General features: G+C 39.9%; 15 protein-coding genes. 6 read left to right on the forward strand and 9 right to left on the reverse strand.

What is annotated here, in order from left to right:
• Window positions 1-58: 58 nt before the first annotated feature.
• The 3 genes from CLV81_RS19220 to CLV81_RS19230 all read right to left on the reverse strand — a co-directional run bounded on the left by CLV81_RS19220 (window position 59) and on the right by CLV81_RS19230 (window position 4,290).
• Window positions 59-625 carry a DUF6515 family protein gene (locus CLV81_RS19220; protein WP_146129949.1) on the reverse strand — a complete coding sequence of 189 codons (567 nt, stop codon included), beginning with the start codon at window positions 623-625 and terminating at the stop codon, window positions 59-61.
• A gap of 95 nt (window positions 626-720) precedes the next feature.
• Window positions 721-2,592: a membrane protein insertase YidC gene (gene yidC, locus CLV81_RS19225; RefSeq protein WP_106147394.1), complete on the reverse strand. Its 1,872-nt coding sequence runs from the start codon at window positions 2,590-2,592 to the stop codon at window positions 721-723.
• A 66-nt stretch (window positions 2,593-2,658) separates the two neighbouring features.
• Window positions 2,659-4,290, reverse strand: a complete 1,632-nt coding sequence (locus tag CLV81_RS19230) for a CTP synthase (protein ID WP_106147396.1) — start codon at window positions 4,288-4,290, stop codon at window positions 2,659-2,661.
• Between the two features lie 217 nt (window positions 4,291-4,507).
• Between CLV81_RS19230 and CLV81_RS19235 the strand changes: the two genes are divergently transcribed.
• The gene (locus tag CLV81_RS19235; RefSeq protein WP_106147398.1) at window positions 4,508-5,278 is read left to right on the forward strand and encodes a lipocalin family protein; all 771 of its coding nucleotides are present in this window, start codon (window positions 4,508-4,510) and stop codon (window positions 5,276-5,278) included.
• Window positions 5,279-5,281: 3 nt separating this feature from the next.
• Here the strand turns inward: CLV81_RS19235 and CLV81_RS19240 are convergent, their stop codons facing one another.
• Entirely contained in the window at window positions 5,282-5,518 is a 237-nt protein-coding gene (locus tag CLV81_RS19240; protein ID WP_106147400.1) for a DUF3820 family protein, read from the reverse strand.
• Between the two features lie 44 nt (window positions 5,519-5,562).
• On the opposite strand from CLV81_RS19240, the gene CLV81_RS19245 reads away from it, so the two are divergent.
• Window positions 5,563-6,426, forward strand: a complete 864-nt coding sequence (locus tag CLV81_RS19245; RefSeq protein WP_106147402.1) for a hydroxypyruvate isomerase family protein — start codon at window positions 5,563-5,565, stop codon at window positions 6,424-6,426.
• A 25-nt stretch (window positions 6,427-6,451) separates the two neighbouring features.
• On the opposite strand, the gene CLV81_RS19250 is transcribed toward CLV81_RS19245, so the two are convergent.
• From CLV81_RS19250 to guaA, 5 genes are read right to left on the reverse strand one after another with little or no spacing between them, the layout of a single operon-like run.
• Window positions 6,452-7,255: a helix-turn-helix domain-containing protein gene (locus CLV81_RS19250; protein ID WP_106147404.1), complete on the reverse strand. Its 804-nt coding sequence runs from the start codon at window positions 7,253-7,255 to the stop codon at window positions 6,452-6,454.
• A 46-nt stretch (window positions 7,256-7,301) separates the two neighbouring features.
• Window positions 7,302-7,829 (reverse strand): DUF922 domain-containing protein, encoded by a 528-nt coding sequence (locus CLV81_RS19255; RefSeq protein ID WP_106147406.1) that lies wholly within the window; start codon window positions 7,827-7,829, stop codon window positions 7,302-7,304.
• A complete protein-coding gene (locus CLV81_RS19260) occupies window positions 7,817-8,221 on the reverse strand; it encodes an OsmC family protein (RefSeq protein ID WP_106147408.1) in 405 nt (134 codons plus the stop codon). The genes CLV81_RS19255 and CLV81_RS19260 overlap by 13 nt, the downstream gene beginning before the upstream one ends.
• On the reverse strand, window positions 8,199-10,340 hold the full coding sequence (locus CLV81_RS19265) for a LysM peptidoglycan-binding domain-containing protein (RefSeq protein ID WP_106147741.1): 2,142 nt from the start codon (window positions 10,338-10,340) through the stop codon (window positions 8,199-8,201). The genes CLV81_RS19260 and CLV81_RS19265 overlap by 23 nt, the downstream gene beginning before the upstream one ends.
• Window positions 10,337-11,869 carry a glutamine-hydrolyzing GMP synthase gene (gene guaA, locus CLV81_RS19270; protein WP_106147410.1) on the reverse strand — a complete coding sequence of 511 codons (1,533 nt, stop codon included), beginning with the start codon at window positions 11,867-11,869 and terminating at the stop codon, window positions 10,337-10,339. Before guaA ends, CLV81_RS19265 begins: the two co-directional genes overlap by 4 nt.
• Window positions 11,870-12,072: 203 nt before the next feature.
• Between guaA and pgmB the strand changes: the two genes are divergently transcribed.
• From pgmB to CLV81_RS19290, 4 genes are all read left to right on the forward strand, one after another.
• A complete protein-coding gene (pgmB, locus tag CLV81_RS19275; RefSeq protein ID WP_106147412.1) occupies window positions 12,073-12,732 on the forward strand; it encodes a beta-phosphoglucomutase in 660 nt (219 codons plus the stop codon).
• A 13-nt stretch (window positions 12,733-12,745) separates the two neighbouring features.
• Window positions 12,746-14,779 carry a glycoside hydrolase family 65 protein gene (locus tag CLV81_RS19280; RefSeq protein ID WP_106147414.1) on the forward strand — a complete coding sequence of 678 codons (2,034 nt, stop codon included), beginning with the start codon at window positions 12,746-12,748 and terminating at the stop codon, window positions 14,777-14,779.
• Window positions 14,780-14,875: 96 nt separating this feature from the next.
• On the forward strand, window positions 14,876-16,729 hold the full coding sequence (locus tag CLV81_RS19285; protein ID WP_106147416.1) for a tetratricopeptide repeat protein: 1,854 nt from the start codon (window positions 14,876-14,878) through the stop codon (window positions 16,727-16,729).
• Window positions 16,730-16,953: 224 nt separating this feature from the next.
• Window positions 16,954-18,627 (forward strand): ETX/MTX2 family pore-forming toxin, encoded by a 1,674-nt coding sequence (locus CLV81_RS19290; protein ID WP_106147418.1) that lies wholly within the window; start codon window positions 16,954-16,956, stop codon window positions 18,625-18,627.
• Window positions 18,628-18,786: the final 159 nt, after the last annotated feature.

Here is an 18,786-nt window from a genome sequence, read left to right on the forward strand (position 1 = left end):
TACCTATCAATGCAAATGCCCTCCTAAACAGAGGGCATTTTTTATTGCTACTTGTTTTCTAATCTTTTATTTCTTCTTCGAGAACATCAATTATCTCATAACCTTCTTCCACCGCTTGATAAACGGCTTCGTTAAGTTCATAGGCTGTAATCCCATCAAAATTGATTTCTTCGGCATCCTCAGGTAATTCTTCCAAAACTGCACCAACGGGTGGAGCAGTAATCTCATATGAATCCTCTACTTGTTGATAAAAAACTCCATCGGCATAATTATAGTTCACACCACCTACATTGATTACCACCGCAGTTGTGGGCAAAGCTCTTAAACGGAACCCTCTTGGGGGGAAAGTTCTGAAGTAAACTCCCCTCTGCCTAACATAAAACATACCTCCAACTGGATAATAGCTTACCCTTCGGTAGCGAATGGCGCGGGTATTGGCCGGCAAACGTCTTAGCGTTCTTCGATAAATTCTTCGGTTTTGTCTTCGAATTCGTCTTTTTGCAGGTCTGTTTACCCTAGAGGTTCTTACCACGGTCCTATTGACCGTAACCTGAGCCTCAACAGATTCCATTGGTCCAAAAAAAGATACCAAAAAGCAAAAAAGAATGAGATTAATATATTTCATGGCACTGTGTTTATGATTTTTGATTTGACTCTGATTCACATCAAAGGTTTAATCCTTCAATCATAAAAACGTAGAAATTGCCCGCTTTGTATATTTTACCTGCGACCTCCCGTTTTCTTTTGGGCTTCAGCTTGTTCCATCATTTCACGCATTTTGCGCTGGAACTTATTTTCCTTTTTTGGTTTCTTTTTATTCTCTTGAATCTGTGCATGGATTTTGTCCTCATCCAAAATGTAGTTCTTAATCGCCAGCATGATAAATATGGTAATCAAGTTGGAAACAAAGTAGTACAAACTCAAACCACTGGCATAGTTATTAAAGAAGAACAGCATCATCAATGGAGATAAATACATAATGAACTTCATGTTTGGCATTCCAGGTTGCTGTTGCATTTGCATGGTCTGCCCTGTAGTAAGTGTCATATAAAAGAAGATGGCAATAGATGCCAAAATGGGAAACAAGCTCACATGATCCCCATAAAATGGGATGGAGAAAGGAAGATTAAAAATGGTATCGTAGGAAGATAAATCCTCTGCCCATAAAAATGATTTTTGTCTCAACTCAAAAGAAGTTGGGAAAAACATGAAAAGTGCATAGAAAATGGGCAGCTGAAGCAACGCAGGGATACATCCACTCATAGGACTGACCCCAGCTTTATTGTACAGCTTCATGGTTTCTTGCTGCTTCTTCATGGCATTGTCCTTATGCTTTTCATTGATTTCGGTGATTTCTGGCTTTAGGACCTTCATTTTGGCCTGGGACAAATACGATTTATATGTAACCGGGGATAATGCCAATCGTACCACTATGGTCATTATGATAATGGCAATTCCATAGGGCAAAAAGGAACTTAAGAAACCGTAGAATGGGGTAAATACATATCGATTTATCCATCCAAAGATTCCCCAACCAAAGGGAATGGAATCCACTAGGCCCAACTCTTTATAGTCATCCAAAATTTTCACATCAGTAGGGCCGTAATACCAATACATGCTTTGGGACAACTCCCCTCCTTTTAGTTCCAAAGTGGTCTTTGTACTGTAATCTTTGGTGAAAAGGGTTTCCTTGCTTTCCTCTTCCACTAAGTTCTTTGAACTTAGGTCCACTGTCTTAAAGTGGTCATCCGTGGCTAAAATTGAACTGAAAAAGTGCTGTCTGTAGGATAACCATTTCACATCCACCTCGGTTTCTTCATCCAAATCACTGCTTTCGGATAGTTTACTGACCTTTCCCCCGTCATGGTTATAGGTTAGACGAGTATATCTATTCTCGTACTGGACACTTTTATTATGTCGAATACCTTTTACATCCCATTCTAAAGTAATGGGACGACTACCGCTTATGATGCCATTCAAACCTTGGGAGCGAACGGTGAAATCCACCAAATAGTCATTTGGTTTCATTTCATATCTATACTCCAAAAATTGACTTTCAGATACCTTGGCTTTCATTGAAAGTACTTGCGTATCTCCATTTTTGGAAAGATTAGGCTCAAAAAACAAATCGGTTGTGCTTAGGGTCCTATTATCATTAGTCACAAAATTCAGGGCAAAGTTTGCATTACCTTCCTTGACTAAAAACACAGGGATGGAATCATAGGTAACGAAATTCTTCATTTTCGCCTCTACAATCTGACCTCCCTGATTAGCTACTTCCAAGTATAACAGCTCATTTTCAAGAGTGGTAGTCCCTTCAGAAACGGATGTAAATCCAAATGCACCTACTTGATTTTTATATGAAGCTACCGCAGTGGAATCTGCCGTATCCACTATTTTCTTTGGTTCTTGAGGTTCTGTGGTAGTTACTTCCTCAACTTTTTGGGCCTCGGCCTCAATTTTTTCCTGCTCCGCTTTTTGGGCTTCCAATTCCTCTGGTGTAGGTTGATTTTGGTAAAACATAAAAACCAGAATCCCAAAAATCAACACAAATCCAATAATGGAATTGATATCCAACTTCTTTTCCTCCATGAAAGTTATTTAGTAATGTCTTTAACTTGGCAATATCGGTGGCAAATATATGTCCAAAACCGCAGTTTATGCCAAACTGGCATTAGTTTGTTGCTTTTGCATCAAAACTGCCTTCACAAATCCGACAAATAAAGGATGCGGGTCTGCAACTGTACTTTTGTATTCTGGATGATACTGAACTCCAATGAACCATGGGTGCGAAGGAATCTCAATTACCTCAACCAGACCTGTTTTGGGATTGAAACCAGATGCTATCAATCCAGCTTCTTCCATCTGGGACTTGTAGTCGTTATTAAACTCGAAACGGTGCCTATGTCTCTCGGAAATCGCTGTCTCACCATACACCTCATGGACCAAGGTTCCATGCTGTAGTTGACAATCCCAAGCACCAAGCCGCATGGTTCCGCCCATATCGGTTATCGACTTCTGTTCTTCCATTAAATTAATAACCGGATAAGGGGTATTGTCATCCATTTCGGTAGAATTTGCATTGTCAAGTCCAAGTACATTTCTAGTGAACTCAATGACAGCCATCTGCATGCCCAAACAAATGCCCAAAAAAGGAATATCATTTTCCCGCGCGTACCTTACTGCCAAAATCTTGCCTTCGATACCTCTTTCCCCAAAGCCGGGAGCAACCAAAATACCGTCCAAGCCCATCATCTTTTTGTCCAAATCTTCTTTGGAAATATGTTCTGAATGGATAGAGCGCACATCAACCATTACCTCATTTGCAGCACCGGCATGGATGAAGGATTCTAAAATGGACTTGTAGGAATCCTGAAGCTCAACATACTTTCCAATTAAACCTATGGTTACCTTGCTCTTAGGATTCTTGTGTCGATTCAAAAATTGTTTCCAAAGGTCCAGTCCTGGGGTATTATCATCTGGAAGGGCCAGTTTTTCCAATGCTACCGTATCCAATCCTTCTTCTTGCATCAATAAAGGAACATCATAAATAGTGGATGCATCGATGGATTGGATGACCGCCTCCTTCTTTACGTTACAAAACAACGCCAGTTTTCTTTTAATGTCTTCCGATATTTCGTGCTCGGTTCGGCAAACCAATATATCCGCTTTTATTCCACTCTCCATTAACGTTTTGACCGAGTGTTGTGTGGGTTTGGTTTTAAGCTCTCCTGCCGCGGAAAGGAAAGGAACTAACGTCAAGTGTACAACAATTCCATTGTTTTCTCCCAATTCCCAAAGCAATTGACGAACGGCTTCTATGTAAGGTAAAGATTCAATATCACCCACTGTGCCACCAATCTCAGTAATTACTATGTCGTAGTCACCACTTTTACCCAAAATTTGGATACGTTCTTTTATTTCATTGGTAATGTGAGGAACAACTTGGACGGTTTTTCCTAAAAACTCTCCCCTACGTTCTTTCTCTATAACACTTTGGTAAATTCTCCCAGTCGTCACATTATTCGCTTGTGATGTACGTACATTCAGAAAACGTTCGTAATGTCCTAAATCCAGGTCCGTTTCCGCACCATCATCTGTGACGTAGCATTCTCCATGTTCATACGGATTGAGCGTACCTGGGTCAACATTAATGTAAGGGTCTAATTTCTGTATTGTGGTCCTATATCCTCTGGCCTGAAGCAATTTGGCCAAAGATGCGGCTATGATTCCTTTTCCTAAAGAAGAAGTTACTCCCCCCGTAACGAAAATGTATTTTGTCTGCGACATGAATGGGATTTCTATTACGGGATGTAAAGGTACGAATTGAAGAATAAATGGAGCATGGTTGTAAGGAAAATAATTATACCCGACTTCAACTAAAAGAAGGCTTTATATCCAAATAGCTTAACCTTTTAGAAACCTAGATATAAACTGGTAGAATAGTTAATATTCTATATTGCCCCATAAGTCCATTTTGGAAAATCTGAAAAACTGAGAACTAGTTATGAAGAAAAACTTTATTGCCCGACCCCTCCTTGTCATTTTAACCAGTTTATTGTTTATTGCCTGTAGTAACGATGATGGAGCCATTGATTCATTAATTAGCGGAGACGATGAAATTGTAAACGAGGAAAACTCGGTGGATAACGACTCGGATGATGATTCTGATAATACCGATGATGGAAGTAATGAGGACAGTTCAGATGATGATTCCAATAATTCGGATGACAACGAGGGAAACAATGATGACTCCTCCGACGATGGTAACATGGGCCAAGATGATTCCAACGGCGACGATGATTCCAATAATGACTCTTCAAATGATGATTCTTCTGAAGCTACGTTGGTTGGAGATTGGAGATTGGTTAGTGCCACAGTTAACGATGGACAGGCTTCCACCGTTTTTAATGGGTCTACATTAAGCTTTCCCTTTACCTCAACATCCCAAGATGAAGATGTTGGTATCTCGTTTCAAGAAAATCCCAATGTCATCCAAGGGATGGGTCAATATACCAATGTCATTGAGTTTTCTTTTCTAAGTCTCGACTTTACTGAGGAAGCTACCTTTGATAGTCCCCTTACGGACGGCAATTGGGAAATGAACAATGATGAATTGATAATCAGCGATAGCTCAGAGGCAAACGGTACATTTACCATTACAGAACTGACTGCAACTACTTTGATTTTACAAATTGACTTTGAGGAAACGGTGCCAACCGATGATTTCGACTTGGATGCTACTGGCGTTCTTGTTATAGAACTGGCCAGAAACTAAGGTTTAATCTTCAGGATATTCTTTTTGAAGTTTCCGTATAATTGACTCCAAACCATTGTCCTTTATGGTCAACATGGTTTCCAAGTATTGCCCCAATTTTCCTGGTGGGAATCCTTTTTGTTTGAACCACACCAGATATGGCAACGGAAGATCCACTAAGTACTGGTCCTTAAATTTTCCAAAAGGCATCTTGTAGTGAGCCAATTTAATAAGTTCCTCTCTTTTAGGTTGCATTTCCATTTACAGGCCTAAAGTACTATCTTTCTTGGAACAATTTTGGTTTCATGAAAAGACGTAATTTCATTTCAGCAACTGCAGCAGGAACAGCTAGTCTGATTTCAACTTCTGTATTAGGACAGAAAGTAAAAAATCAAAAAGAATTCAAACTAAAGAACAACATTAACCATAGTGTGTGTCAATGGTGTTTTAATCATCTGCCTTTGGAAGATTTTCTAAAAGTGTTGAATGAACTTGGTATTGGCGCAATAGATTTGATAGGTCCCAAAGACTGGCCGCTATTGAAACAATACAACATTCACTGTTCTATGTGCAATGGTGCAGAAATTAGTCTTACTGAAGGCTGGAACGACCCGAAATATCATGAAACTCTAGTAAAGAATTATACGGCAATCATCCCAAAAGTTGCTGAGGCCGGTTACACCAACCTTATTTGTTTCAGTGGAAACCGCAGAGGTATAAATGATTATGTGGGGTTGCAAAACTGCGTGGACGGTCTTTCACAAATACTCCCGCTTGCAGAAAAACATGGTGTGGTCATTCAAATGGAGCTTTTCAATCAAATCAACCATCCGGATTATATGTGTGACAGTAGCTTATGGGGTGTTGAACTCTGTAAAAGGTTGGGTAGCGATAACTTTAAGTTACTCTACGATATTTACCACATGCAAGTCCAAGAAGGGGATATCATCAGAACCATTCAGGAGTACCACATGTATTTTGGACATTATCATACAGCAGGAGTTCCCGGAAGAAATGAAATTGACGAAACCCAAGAACTGTACTATCCTGCCATCATGAAAGCGATTTTGGATACTGGTTTTAACGGTTATGTAGCCCAAGAGTTCATTGTGACTTGGGAAGATAAAATTGCAGCTTTAAAAGATGCTTTTCTAAGGTGTGATGTTTAATCCAAAACAGGAACTATAAATTCATTCATTTGAATGCTTGTCTGAAAGCTATAGGAGTAGCATTGAAATACTTCTTAAAGGTTCGCGTGTAGTGGCTTTGGTCTGAAAAACCGGAGGAATACGCTATCTGGGTAAGTGAAAACTTAGAGTTCATTAATAAGGGAATGGATTTCTTCACTTTGTGCCTTCTTATATACTCACCCAGTGTTATGTCATGATATTTTGGAAAGCTTCGGGAAAGATGTACAGGATGTATTCCAAGCTTTGCTGACAGATTTTCCAAAGAAAGGATATCCTCGTCATTGTAGATTAAATCTTCAAGTGTATTTAGCCAAGCTGGTTCCATTTTGTGCGAACGATGGTAATCTTTCCATAAACCATCGCATAGCTGAAGTACTAAAGTTTCCATGGAAACGGAGGAAAACACATCATCTATCATGAATTCGTAGTAAATTTTTGCTAGGGTATGATGTAAGTTTGGATTGGTAATCAATTTGCTTCCCTCCCATAGTCCGCGCTCCAACTGTTTTTCTTTGAACCACCTTTTATCCAATTCAATATGGAAGCCCTTTGCGTGGGAAGACTCTTTGGTGTTTTTATGGATTTCTTGCCAGTTGAGAAATAGAAAACTTCCTTGGGGACAAAGTCTAGTTCCTTTTTTGTTTAAATCCTTTAGATTACCTCCCAGCACAAACATGAAATATGGGTTCTCATGATAATGCCAATCAGTTTCGGGCAGGTGGTAGTCGTACTCAGAAATCGAAAAACCAAAATTTTTCAATTCAGTTTTCTTGATTCCGTAATAGACACCGCTTTTTCGAATCTTCATATAATGAAGAGTTCATTTTTTAGAAAACGTTACAGCTGTTTGAGAATTACTTCTTTAAAGCCTCAGCGATTTTTTTGTTCCACTCCAGTTGTTTTTCCTTGTTTCGGGAAAAATTGGTCTCCCAATCATACAATTCTTGATATTCCTTTAGCTCCTCGAGTATGTCCTTATAAATCTTCCGTATTTCGGCCTTCACATTATCCGAAAATGAAGTTCGGGTCAGTTTATCTCGCATTTTACGTGCAAAAAGCTCAGTGATGTCAAAATGCAATTGCTCATGACTTAAGACCAGGTCATCACATACTTCAGGTTTGTACCAAGACTCGTTTGGGTAGAAAAAGGCGCTTACCTCAAAGTCCAAATGTACTTCGTGATGAATAAGATTGGCGGAATATTTATAACTGATTCCACTTGCAGTTGTCGCGGCCGGGTCAGCCGCAGGTGGAATTTTTCCTTTGAAATCGGTCCAAGTCAATTTTAAATCTTCACTCCATGGGATACTTTCTTCAATCTCTTGAGCAAACCCTGAAAAATCAAGGATAAAAAAGCATAGTATGAAAACTATTTTACCCAATGGAATTCGATTACCTTCTCGATGTCTGGGTGTAAACTGTAATGAACAGGACAGGTATTAGCTGTATGGGTCAAGATTTTTCTATGCTTTTCTGAGACTGCTTCCGGAAGTTCCAATTTTACTTCAATTTTGGAAATTCTCCTTGGGTTGGCGGCCATATGTTTAGTAATCTCTGCGGTTGAACCCTCCAAATCCACTTCCAAATCCCTGGCTTTAATGCCCATCATGGTTATCATACAACTAGCCAGGCCTGTAGCAACCGTATCCGTCGGGGAGAATGCTTCTCCTTTACCGTTGTTGTCCACGGGGGCGTCAGTGATAAATTCATTGCCGGAACGGAGGTGGAGACTGGTCGTTCTTAGGCTTCCGTTATAAGTCACTTTTGAGGTCATCCAATTCTACTTGTTTTATTCGTAAACTATCATATTCCATAATATAGCCCGCATGGTTGTGATACCCAGAAGACCAATCCTTATAATAATCAAAACTATTGCCCGAATACTCTGTAGTACCCACAATTTTAGAGGTTTCGAAAAGATTATTTTTATGGGCCAGTTTTAAAAGCACATCAAAAGTTAAATCAAAACCTCTTGTGGCATATCTATCCGGCTTCACGCCTCTAAAACGCCTGCGATATGCTTTAGTAAAAGCATCATTATCTCCTTCTTTATAAAATGAAGGATATGAAAATTTTAAATTGGAAAGATGGGTCTTGGAGACCGCATCATTCTCAAAGGCATTGTTAAAGCTGGTAGTGAACATTCGTACCTTCATTTCCTCCGTATTAGCGGAATTCAGTATAGAGCTGACACTGGACACCATATTGGCCTGGTCAGTTTCCAAAAACACCCAATTTTCCTTTTCTTCAGAAAGTTGAATCAAAAACTCATCTAAATGCAACGATTTATTGTCAATTACTTTTGCAATTTGTGCGGCAGGGAAAATGGACAAAATGGTGTCATGTGCAGCGGTATGGGTAGAATCTGCCACAATGATTACATTTTGGTCTTTGCGTATTTTCTTTAGATATTCCAACATTTTACCTCTAAGAACTTCTTCTTTGGGAACCGAATAAAACACATTCTTATGACCTAAGGCACTGTTGGAAGCCGTTGGAGAAATTATAGGGATATTTTGAGAGGCGGTCTGCACGGCTACCTCATCCAAAGCGCTTGAAGCTATAGGACCAATTACCGCACTTGTACCATATAAATTCTCCCGAAAAAGAATCTCCTTTACCTTATTTTGATTCAATTGGGTATCAAATGTCTTTACATTCACAGAAACCCCTAACTGCTTTATGGAATCCAACGCCACCATGGCTCCAGAATAAAAACCAAGACTCAGGGCCAAATCCCTTCGCGTTTTTATTTGGCTTTCTGTTTTCTTTCTATCATTAAGATTGATGCGGTCCAAACGAAAAGGAAGCATAAACACCACGTTCAGTCGATTTTGAACATTGATGCTATCCTGCAAATTCACCTTATCCAAAATCAAGGCATTTTTTACTTCCAATCCATCAGATTTGTCTTTAGGGAGTTTAAGCACCATGCCAGCTTTGAGACCATTTTCCAGAGCAGGATTTAGACTGAACAGCTCATCTCTGGAAATATTCAGGTTTTGTGTGAGTCGAAAAATATTCTGTTTGGGCTTAACCTCGTAAAAAATGAAGTTTTCTGTGTTTACTTCCCCTGAAACGTCTTTCTTCTTTGGAAGTCTCAATACCATCCCTTCCTTTAATCCGCCTTGTTTCACAACTTCTGGATTCAGTTTCAAAATGGAATCGGACGGAATCCCGTACTCCCTTCCTAAACTATACAAAGTTTGCTTAGAGGGTACGGTGTACGAGGTATACAGGTTTACTTCTTGATTATCTAGGCTATCCCCTTTAGGTCTGGGAAGTTTTAGTTCTTGCCCGATGGCGAGATAATCACTACTTGACCCAAGTTCAGGGTTCAAAACCACCAAACTATCTACAGAAATTCCATATTTATGTGCAATGCTCCATCGAGTTTCTTTGGGTTGAACAGTGTACACTTCAAAATCCAATTCTTTTTCTTCGTTGGGGTCCGGTATAGGATATTTTGGTATCTGCAATACCATTCCTTTTTTAAGGGGTTCCGAATATAGCCGCCTGTTGTAACGTTTTAGTTGTTCTTCGGTGATTTTATAGCGTTCGGTAAGACCATATAAAGTCTCTCTCTTTCTAACCCGATGCCTTGAAAAACCCAAAGGCTTTACTTCTTGTTCTTCAACCTCTTCTTTTTTTTCCTCTTGTTGAACCAATTTACCGTCCAAAGGAATTATCAAAATCGTGTTGGGTTTAATATCCTCCGCCGTTTTGATTTCCTTATTGGATTGTATGATGGTAAAAGGTGTGACCCTGTATTGTCTGGATATACTTTGCAAGGTCTCTCCCTCCTTTACGGTATGGGTTGCAAATTTCTGTGCAGTAGCTTTTGTAATGGCCATAGCAAAGAAGGCCAAAAAGAGGATAACATATTTTTTCATTCCCATTCTATTGTCGCCGGCGGCTTTGAACTAATATCATATACTACTCTATTAACGCCTTTAACCTTGTTTATTATATCATTGGACACCTTTTGTAGGAATTCATAAGGAAGATTTACCCAATCTGCTGTCATTCCATCCGTACTTTCCACTGCACGTAAAGCTACACATTTTTCATAGGTCCGTTCATCTCCCATGACCCCTACACTATTTACGGGCAAAAGCATGGCTCCGGCCTGCCAAACCTTATCATAGAGTCCCCATTTCTTCAATCCTTCAATAAAAATGGCGTCCACTTCTTGTAATATAGACACTTTTTCTGCGGTTATGTCACCTAAAATACGAATGCCCAATCCTGGACCTGGGAAAGGATGTCTCCCTAAAATACCCGTGGGCATGCCCATACTTGCGCCCACACGTCTAACTTCATCCTTAAAAAGCAATTTCAACGGTTCCACGATCTTCAATTTCATATAATCAGGAAGCCCTCCCACATTGTGATGACTTTTTATGGTAGCCGATGGTCCACCACTTGCAGAAACCGATTCAATCCTATCGGGATAAATGGTTCCTTGTGCCAACCACTTTGCGTTCTCGACTTGATGGGCCTCATCATCAAAAACATCAATGAATACCCGTCCGATAATCTTTCTTTTCTTTTCAGGTTCGGACTCTCCCGCTAAAGCTTCCAAAAAACGTGCCGAAGCATCTACACCCTTGACATTCAGACCCATACCTTTGTATTGCTCCAAAACGGTTTCAAACTCGTTTTTGCGAAGGAGCCCATTATTGACAAAGATGCAATGTAACCTATTACCAATGGCCTTGTTCAGCAAAATAGCTGCCACGCTGGAATCCACTCCTCCTGAAAGGCCTAAAATGACCTTATCATCACCTATTTCCCCCTGAAGTTCCCGAACTGTGGTTTCCACAAAGGCATCTGGGGTCCAATCTTGTTCCAATCCTGCAATGTTCACCAAGAAGTTTTCTAGAAGCCTTGTTCCTTCTTTGGTATGGTATACTTCCGGGTGAAATTGGATACCATATGTATTCTCGCCCTTAAACCGATATACTGCGTTTTCCACATCATCCGTACTGGCCAAGAGAACAGCATTTTCCGGCAATTGTTTGATGGTATCACTATGACTCATCCAAACCTGACTTCCTTCCGAAATATTCTCCAAAAAAGCGTCATTCCCTTGTATAGTGGTCAAATTGGCCCTACCGTACTCCCTTGTAGCCGAAGGAGCTACATTACCTCCATTAAAATGCGCTAAGTACTGTGCTCCATAGCAAATACCCAATAAGGGTTTTTCGCCTTTAATGTTTGACAAATCAGGATGTGGGGGTTCTTCGGAACGTACCGAATGGGGTGAACCTGAAAGAATAACCGCCTTGAACTGGGATAAATCCTCCGGAACTTTGTTGTATGGTTTTATTTCTGAATAAATGTTGAGCTCCCTAACGCGTCTGGCAATCAACTGAGTATACTGGGAACCAAAATCAAGGATGAGTACGTTGTTTTGCATGGGCAAAAATAGCAATTTGGCTCAGTTGAAAAAGTATCTTCTTGCGTTATTTATTCAATGGGTTGTTAACCAAAAAAGAAGGGGTAAATTGGAAGAATACGCCCTTTAGGCATTCCGCTGTGAACTTTAGTGAGAATATAACCCTGAGTCCCTTTTTTCTTAACATTTTTCGTTATTTCTTTGTCCTCAAAACTGACCTAACCATGATTAAGGGATTTATTTTCGACCTAGATGGAGTTATAACCGATACCGCAGAGCAGCATTATGTTGCTTGGAAAAAGCTTTCTGATGAAAACGGATGGAGCTTTGACCGCGAATTGAATGATAAGTTGAGAGGCATATCCCGATTGGACTCCATACAAGTTATTCTGGAACACAATAATATCACCCTGGACGAGGATACTATTGGTAAGTTGGCCAATCAAAAAAACGAAAAGTACGTAGAAAGTCTTGATGATGTCACTCCTGAGGATTTCCTACCTGGGGCAAAAGAATTACTTACCCACTTAAGGACTGAAGGGTTTCACGTTGCATTGGGTAGTGCTAGTAAAAACGCTTCTAAAGTACTTCAACAATTGAATGCCTTAGGGTATTTTGATGTAATCGGGGATGGAAACAGTGTAACCGAGAGTAAACCAAACCCCGCGATTTTTTTACATGGAGCCGAAAAGCTTGGTCTTCAACCTGATGAATGTATTGTCTTTGAAGATGCTGAAAGTGGCGTAGATGCAGCCAAAACAGGTGGTTTTCATAGTATAGGCATTGGCCCGAAAGAACGTGTGGGGCACGCAGACCTTAGATTCGATTCCATGGCAGATGCTACTTTATTTGAAATTAAATCTTATTTTAAAGATTTGTTTTAAAACACTTTAGAAAATGAAAAGTATATTTTGCTTATACGTCTCTTTTTTGGCGACGCTTTCACTCTTTTCACAAAATGATGGATGGACCATCTCTTCCGAAAAAGTTGAAAAGTATACAGGTATTGTTACCGCAAATGGACGGATTGGTATTCTTCCTGAGGACAAACCCTTTCAAACAAAATCCATTATCCTCAATAACGTTTACGACAAAGAATCCCCTCTTGGGGTAAGCAAAATTCTGCTAGGAATGAATTTTGCGCAACTAGAGCTTGAAATCGACGGCGAACTGATAGAAGAAAGAAATGTATCAGACTGGAACCAAACCTTGGATATGAAAACGGCAGGGTTTACAACAAGTTTTACATTTAAAGACAAGGCTAAGGTGTCCTATACCATTTACGCTCTAAGAAACATTCAATATTCTGGGTATATCGATGTACAAATTCAACCCCTAAAAAACATCGAAGTCAAAGCCACTGGGATAATCGAAACTCCAGACGAATACCATAGTCCAAATAGTACGTTTCGGGTATTCCAGGATTTAGAAACTACGATGCCCATTTTACAAACTGTTGCAGAAAGTAGACTGGGAAGACATATAGTGGGGACTTCGGCCACCTTTATCTGGCACGCTATCAATTCAACGCGGGAACATCAACGCCCCGAATTGACCCATAATATGGTTACTGCTTATGACAACAGACTGTCTTTCGAGCAAGAATTAAAAAAGGGAGAAATTTTCGAGTTCGCCTGGACAGGTGCCATTTGTAGTACACAAGATTTTGAAGATCCCCAAACTGAATCTGAGCGCTTTGTAATATTTAATTTATTGAATCCAAGAGCTGATTTATTAAATCAACATAAAAAACTGTGGGAAGAATTGTGGGAAGGTGACATCGTGATTGAAGGAAATTTACAGGACCAATTAGATGTAAGACTGGCACTTTATCACCTGTATGCTTTTTCACGTGGCGATTCTGATCTAAGTATCGCACCAATGGGTCTTTCTTCTCAAAGCTATAACGGTCATATTTTTTGGGATTCCGAACTATGGATGTTTCCTCCGTTGTTAATGCTGAATCAGGATATTGCTCGGTCATTGGTGAATTATCGTTCAGATAGACTTGGTAAAGCAAAAGAAAAAGCCATCAATTTTGGGTATAAAGGGGCTATGTTCCCTTGGGAAAGTGATGACACTGGTGAAGAAGCCACACCAGCTTGGGCATTGACGGGTACTTTTGAGCACCATATTACCGCTGATGTAGCCATTGCATTTTGGAACTATTACCTCGTCACCCAAAATATGGATTGGTTAAAAGAGCGCGGATATCCCATGATTAAAGAGGTTGCCGATTATTGGGTGAGTCGATCTACAAAAAACGACGACGGAACATATAGCATTAAAAATGTGGTGGGAGCCAATGAGTTCGCCCCCAATGTGGATGACAACGCTTTTACCAACGGCTCGGCCATCACCGCATTGCAATATGCAACCAAAGCTGCAAAAACAGTTGGAGTCGCAGCTGATCCAGCATGGAACGAGGTCGCATCAAAAATCAGAATATTGAAATTCCCCGATGGAACCACAAAAGAGCATGCCACCTACGATGGGGAAAGAATAAAACAGGCTGATGTCAATTTATTGACCTATCCATTAGACGTGGTAAATGACGAAGAAACGGTTTTAAAGGATTTGAAATACTACGAGCCCAAGTTGGCAGAGGAAGGACCCGCTATGGGGCAATCTGTATTTGCGGTTATTTATGCTAGATTAGGGAACGCCAAAGAGGCATACAGGCTCTTCCGAAGAAGCTACGAACCCAACAAACGTCCTCCCTTTGGTGCTTTGGCCGAAGCCGCCACAAGTGATAATCCATATTTTGCAACTGGAGCTGGGGGTATGCTTCAAGTTGTCTTGGCCGGATTTGGAGGACTAGAAATTACAAATGAAGGTATCGTTCAAAAGAACCCAATACTACCCAAAGAGTGGAAATCCCTTACCATAAAGGGCGTTGGACCAGAACGGAAAATATACTCCGTAAGATAGCAAAAAAGGCCTCGAAAATTCGAGGCTTTTACTTTACAAACATTTCTTTTTCAAAAGGTTAGTTAAATTTTCTACTTTTAAGAAAAACCAGCCTTGATGAAAACTTCTTTTCACTTTCCACTATTCTTTGTTCTTTTCTTTTTTTTAGGGCTTCAAGCGCAACAAAATCAAAAACTGGATAGTCTTTTAAAGATATACCACGCGTTGCCTGACGACACTACTAAAGTAAATATTCTGGCTGATTTGCATCTTGCCACTATTTACAACGATGTTGAAAAAGCCAAAGGTTTTGCACTGGAAAGAATCGCCTTGTCTAAAAAACTAAATTTTGAGTATGGTTTGGCTGGAGGTTATTATCATTTGGGTGGCTATTTTAAAAATACGTACCACCGTGACTCTGCCCGCTATTATTTCGACAAAGCATTAGAGATTTACAAGAAAAAAAAGGATGAGGAAAGCATTGTAATGGTAAATTATTCCAACGCCATACTTGAGATGGAAAAGGGTAACTATGACAAAGCACTTGGCATATCCAATGAAAATGTTGAAAAGAGAAAAAAATTAAAAGACAGTCTTGGCCTAGCGATAGAATATGTTTTTAGGAGTGGTATTTATGAGGAAATCGGTAGTGATAAATTGGCTTATCAAGATATTTTAAAGGCTTTGAAACTGTACGAAATTTTAGATAAGCCTATACGCAAAGCGGATGCCCTTTATAGTCTTGGTTCGTTGGAAACCATTTTCAAAAACTACACTAAGGGCATAGAATATTTTAATGAAGCATTGGATATTTATAAAGCCAATGAGGACAAATTATATGAAGCTCTTGTTTACAGTGCCCTAGGAAGTAGTTATGTTTCATTAGGTGAATATGATACGGCAAAAAAAGTGCTACAGCAAAGCGTTAGCCTAAGTAGGGAAATGAAATCCGTGGTATTGGAGGGTACCGCTATACGAAATTTAGGAACAGCTTATTTAAAAGAAGGAAATCCTCCAGAAAGTATTCCTTATTACACGAAAGCCATTTCCATTCATCGCGAAAACGAAATGACCATAGAATTGGTTAGAAGTCTTGCTTATGCCGCAGATGCCTATAATGCAATGAATAAACCGAATTTGGCCATTAACCATTTAAACGAGGCCATAAAGATTAGGGAAGCAGATGGTGGCATTGGAGGTTGGGGGGAATTATTTGAGGGTAGGTCAACAGCCTGGGAGTTATTGGGGAATTATAAAAATGCACTCGTGGACCACAAACAATATCAAACACTTAAGGACAGTGCTTTTCAAAAAGAAAAAATGCAACAGATTAATGAACTGAGAACAATCTACGATACTGAAAAAAAAGAACAGCAAATTGTATTACAAGAAAAAGAAATTACAGTCCTGGAACAACAAGCTGAAATTGGTACCCTGCAAAAAATACTTTTGGGTGGAGGTTTGGTTTTATCCCTTATCGGATTTTATGGTATCCGTCAAAAATTAAAACGTAACAAGCTTGAGAAAGAAAAGGTAGATTCCGAACTGGAGTTTAAAAAGAAAGAACTCACTACTCATGCTCTCCACTTGGCCAAAAAGAATGAGGTTTTGGAAGGGTTAAAACAAAAAGCTCAGGAATTCAAGGAGAATGAAGAATCGGAAAAAGGATATCAGCAACTTATCCGTACCATTAACTTTGACCTTCAAAACGATAGCAACTGGGAGAATTTTGCACGCTATTTTGAAGAAGTACATAAAGACTTCAATCGTACCGTCAAAACAAAATACCCTCAGGTGACCTCCAATGAGCTTCGGTTAATGGCTCTATTGAAGATGAATTTATCCTCTAAAGAGATTGCCAATATCCTCAATATTTCACAGGAAGGCATCAAAAAGGCCCGTTATCGTCTTCGTAAAAAGCTGGATATAACCACTGAAGATTCTCTACAAGATTTGGTGCTAAGCCTTTAATTATAAGGGCTATCAAGTCTGTCTGTCAATTTTCCCATATTTATTTTTAAGGTGTCCACCTATTGTCCACCCCCCTTTTTTTCTCTCTCACTATCAGTCATTTAGGTTTGTGGTGTCATGATTTTGACAACCGTTTTGTGGTCTTGCTCGGCTAAGGGCTGCAGACTATTTCCGGGCAGGTCACACAAAACAACAACCAAGTTTAATCCACAAAACACAAAGTGATGAAAACAAGTAGCAATGTACTATTCAGATTTTTAATTCCAGTACTTTTTATAGTAGCTGTAGCCTGCAGCAAAGATGATTCGGAAACTCTAGGTCCCGATGGGAATGGGGAGATAGAGGAACTTGCCCCAACAATTACAACAAGTGAATTTGAAACGGACGAAGGCCAGATTGGCATTAGTATCAGCGCACGTGAAATTGCAAGAAAGGGGTACAAACCGTTTACTGCGGTCATTTCCATTTCATCTTCCCCAGCTATCGAGGAAACTGTACCCTTTGATGAGTTCAACAATTTGGCAAACCTGTCTTTTGAGAATGACCAGCTTGACGATACCCTCGAGAATGAATTGAAGGAAGGTATCGCAGTTCAAGTAACCGTAAGAGATGAAACTAATGCAGTATTGGGCACACAGAGTTTTTCCAAGCTATCCTTTAAGGCCAATCCCGATGAGGAGGAAATCGATGCTTCCGGATTGGATGATTTATTCGCCGAGGTAAACCTGCGACCCGATTTGAAGTATTACATGCAATTAGTAGATAAGGATAACAATGTGATCGGTGCTCCATCTTCACAACGTTATCCAGCCACTGGCATCGACCCTCCAACTGATATACGACTGAGGGGAAACTTGAACTATTCTGAAGAACCTGATCTCTTGGAAAGGTTTACAACTTATTACTTCGAAAGGATTCCTGGCAATGAAGAATTTTTCTCAATTGCTGTACATGATGGGGACGATATTCATTACTTATATATGTTAAATGAGCAACTCTATATTCAAAGTAGGGGAAATCTAGCTGTAAATGGAGGTAACACCAATGTTGCTGATTTTCCGGCGTATTGGTTCAAAATCGAGAAAGATGGACCTGGGTTGTTCAAGATAGTACCTCGAGGTACAGAAAACCCCTTGGTGGTATCTGGTAGCACTTTTGTAACTGCCAGTACTAGTGAACCAGATGAACCAAATTACTTTAGGATACTTCTTTTTGACATCGATTGGGACGTGCAGGTAATAGATTCCCAATTTCTCAAACCCATAATGCCTCCATCTGCAACCAACAGTGCCTATAACAGCACTCTAAGAAACTGTAGTAGCGGCACTCTTACGCAGACCATTGGCGAGACCACTTCCATAACCACAACACAAACTGCGGGTTATGAAGAAACCATGTCCGTTTCAACCACCAATACTGCCGGAGTGGAAGTTAGCGTGGAGGTAGCATATGAAGCAGAAGCCAAATTTTTTAACAGTGGTACCAAAAAATCTATTAAGGGGTCTGTTACTGGGAGCTATGAATACTCCAAAACAGCTACTGAAACCAATACAAAATCGCGTAGTTTGAGTGCGGAGCAGTCAGTTCAGGTATCGGTTTCTAGAGAGTTAGGTGTCCCCCCTGGAACGGCAATTTCCGTTGCAGATATTTACCAACAATACCAAAACATAAAGGTTCCTTTTGTTCAGCGATTTATAATCTCGGGAAAATATCAAGATGACAACAGCGATTTGACAGGGCAAGAAATTTTGACACAGTTCGCGTTCAACAGTTTTACTGGCGTTGTAACCGAAGTCGGTATTGATTTCATTGAGGTAACTGTTCGGGGAACAACAATAATAGATCGTCTCATAGAAACCTCTACGGAAACCAGGGATATTGCCAATGCCTGCAATTAGCGTTTCATTGATTTGAGTTAGTTAAAAGTAAAAGCCCCAGGAACCACTCCGGGGCTTTTTATAAAATCAAAACCAACCTAAACATATGAGTTAACCAACTCAATATTTAAATAAAAATCATAGCAATTTTCTCTAGTAAAACAACTACCCTAAAAAAAA

The sequence above is a fragment of the Flagellimonas meridianipacifica genome (assembly GCF_003001695.1).
GTDB classification, from domain to species: domain Bacteria; phylum Bacteroidota; class Bacteroidia; order Flavobacteriales; family Flavobacteriaceae; genus Flagellimonas; species Flagellimonas meridianipacifica.

Excerpts from the sequence above, each read along its gene's own strand:
- CLV81_RS19265 (WP_106147741.1), bottom strand. The coding sequence starts at position 10,340 with ATGAAAAAATATGTTATCCTCTTTTTGGCCTTCTTTGCTATGGCCATT.
- guaA (WP_106147410.1), bottom strand. The coding sequence starts at position 11,869 with ATGCAAAACAACGTACTCATCCTTGATTTTGGTTCCCAGTATACTCAG.
- CLV81_RS19220 (WP_146129949.1), bottom strand. The coding sequence starts at position 625 with ATGAAATATATTAATCTCATTCTTTTTTGCTTTTTGGTATCTTTTTTT.
- CLV81_RS19230 (WP_106147396.1), bottom strand. The coding sequence starts at position 4,290 with ATGTCGCAGACAAAATACATTTTCGTTACGGGGGGAGTAACTTCTTCT.
- CLV81_RS19250 (WP_106147404.1), bottom strand. The coding sequence starts at position 7,255 with ATGAAGATTCGAAAAAGCGGTGTCTATTACGGAATCAAGAAAACTGAA.
- CLV81_RS19245 (WP_106147402.1), top strand. The coding sequence starts at position 5,563 with ATGAAAAGACGTAATTTCATTTCAGCAACTGCAGCAGGAACAGCTAGT.
- CLV81_RS19280 (WP_106147414.1), top strand. The coding sequence starts at position 12,746 with ATGAAAAGTATATTTTGCTTATACGTCTCTTTTTTGGCGACGCTTTCA.
- CLV81_RS19235 (WP_106147398.1), top strand. The coding sequence starts at position 4,508 with ATGAAGAAAAACTTTATTGCCCGACCCCTCCTTGTCATTTTAACCAGT.
- CLV81_RS19285 (WP_106147416.1), top strand. The coding sequence starts at position 14,876 with ATGAAAACTTCTTTTCACTTTCCACTATTCTTTGTTCTTTTCTTTTTT.
- pgmB (WP_106147412.1), top strand. The coding sequence starts at position 12,073 with ATGATTAAGGGATTTATTTTCGACCTAGATGGAGTTATAACCGATACC.
- CLV81_RS19240 (WP_106147400.1), bottom strand. The coding sequence starts at position 5,518 with ATGGAAATGCAACCTAAAAGAGAGGAACTTATTAAATTGGCTCACTAC.
- CLV81_RS19290 (WP_106147418.1), top strand. The coding sequence starts at position 16,954 with ATGAAAACAAGTAGCAATGTACTATTCAGATTTTTAATTCCAGTACTT.
- CLV81_RS19260 (WP_106147408.1), bottom strand. The coding sequence starts at position 8,221 with ATGACCTCAAAAGTGACTTATAACGGAAGCCTAAGAACGACCAGTCTC.
- yidC (WP_106147394.1), bottom strand. The coding sequence starts at position 2,592 with ATGGAGGAAAAGAAGTTGGATATCAATTCCATTATTGGATTTGTGTTG.